This is a genomic window from Sulfitobacter sp. HI0129, from assembly GCF_001635395.1.
Classification (GTDB): domain Bacteria; phylum Pseudomonadota; class Alphaproteobacteria; order Rhodobacterales; family Rhodobacteraceae; genus Sulfitobacter.
The window spans coordinates 1-1,794 of record NZ_LWGH01000668.1 but is presented as its reverse complement, the minus strand read 5'-3'; the positions used below and the strand labels follow the sequence as shown (position 1 = coordinate 1,794).

3 protein-coding genes are annotated in these 1,794 nt (G+C 63.5%); 2 read left to right on the top strand and 1 reads right to left on the bottom strand.

Features of this window, described 5'->3' with window-relative positions; all coding sequences use genetic code 11:
- Positions 1-227 (top strand): ferredoxin family protein (locus tag A3764_RS17090; protein ID WP_067951816.1); only part of this gene is annotated, 227 nt, incomplete at its 5' end.
- Between the two features lie 289 nt (positions 228-516).
- Positions 517-1,029: a CarD family transcriptional regulator gene (locus tag A3764_RS17085; RefSeq protein ID WP_067923416.1), complete on the top strand. Its 513-nt coding sequence runs from the start codon at positions 517-519 to the stop codon at positions 1,027-1,029.
- 136 nt (positions 1,030-1,165) lie between these two features.
- Here A3764_RS17085 and A3764_RS17080 read toward each other — a convergent pair.
- Positions 1,166-1,794, bottom strand: a 629-nt coding sequence (locus A3764_RS17080) for an adenosylcobinamide-GDP ribazoletransferase (protein ID WP_067951815.1), incomplete at its 5' end; no start/stop codon positions are given.

Genomic DNA, 1,794 nt, shown 5'->3' with positions numbered 1-1,794 from the left:
ACGAATGTATCGACTGCGGTGTCTGTGAACCCGAATGCCCGGCCGATGCGATCAAGCCGGATACCGAGCCGGAAGCGGAAAAATGGGTTGAGTTCAACCGCAAGTATTCCGAGATGTGGCCGGTGATCATCACGAAGAAAGAACCGCTGCCCGATGCCGAAAAGCATGACGGCGAAGAGGGAAAGCTGGAAAAGTACTTCTCCGAAGCACCCGGCGAAGGCGGGTGATTCGCCCCCCGTGCGCGGTATTGTTGGCCTGATGCCGCTGCGGGGCAGAGTATTTTCAGTGATTTCCAGAAGTTGACCTAGGGGAAACTTTCAACGGCCCTCAACTTGTGATATACTCAGGCGCAATGATAACCAGTGTCTGCCAAACTCCTAGCTGTTTGATCGGTCCTCTCGGCAGGACTGACTGAAATTTCCGACATCGACGCTTCGGATGCGTGCCCGCCGGGCCGCCCGCAGGCGTCGTCAGTCGTGCCGGGGGTAGGTGGACAAGCGCCAAGGAGGCGTCTTGATGACAAAATCGAAGAAACTGGATTTCCGCCCGAACGAGTTCGTGGTCTATCCTGCGCATGGCGTGGGGCAGATCGTGTCCATCGAGGAACAGGAAGTCGCCGGGATTTCGCTGGAGCTCTTCGTCATTTCCTTCGAGAAGGACAAGATGACGCTGCGCGTGCCCACCCACAAGGCGACCGAAATCGGCATGCGCGCGCTGTCGAGCCCCGACGTGATCGCCCATGCGATGAAAACGCTCAAGGGCAAGGCCAAGGTCAAGCGGGCCATGTGGTCGCGCCGGGCGCAGGAATATGAACAGAAGATCAACTCCGGCGATCTCATCGCCATCGCAGAGGTGGTGCGCGACCTGCACCGCTCCGACGACCAGCGCGAGCAGAGCTATTCCGAACGGCAGCTCTATGAAGCCGCGCTCGAACGGCTGACGCGCGAAGTTGCCGCCGTCTCCGGTGGGGACGAGATGGCTGCCGCGAAGCAGGTGGGCGATGTGCTGGAAAGCCGCGTCGCGGCCTGACCGGGGCTGAAATCCCGCTGGGATAACCCTGTCTGACGTTACTGATTGCGAAGCCGCGCCCGGATGATCGGGCGCGGTTTTGTTTTGCGGGGAAGGTGCAGCCGGGGCGCCGCCCCGGACCCCGAAGTATTTCCGATCATGAGAAGCTGACGACCAGAAGGCAGAGCGCTGCGGTTTCAATCACTTGCTGGGTGGCGCCGAGTATGTCGCCCGTCTGGCCGCCGAGGCGCGACAGGGCGAGCGCGCGCATCCCCCAGGCCAGCGCAGCCGCGAGGGGCAGGATAAGGAAGGCCCAGACGCCCGCGAAGGCGAATGTGACAGCGGCCCCGATGATCACCGCCAGCAGGGCGGCCCGGGGGTCGGACCTGCCCACCGCATGAGACAGCCCGCTGCTGCGCGCATGGGGGGTGGTTGCCATGATGGCCGGAAGCGCCGCGCGGGAGAGGGCTGCCGCGGCGAGATAGGGCCAGAGTGACGAGGGTGCGAGGGCGAGGGCCGAGAGGGCCGACCAGCGCAAGCCGGTCATCAGGATGAGCGCCATGGTGCCGTAGCTGCCGATCTGGCTGTCTTTCATGATTTCGAGCCGCCGCGCGACCGTCTGCCCGCCCCAGAGGCCATCCGCGGTATCGGCCAGCCCGTCTTCGTGCATTGCCCCGGTGAGAAACGCCATGGTCAGAAGCACGGCACCCGCGGCGATGGCGGGCCCTGTGCCCAAGGCCAGCGCAAGCTGCCCGACAATGACCGCGATGAGACCAAGGAGCACTC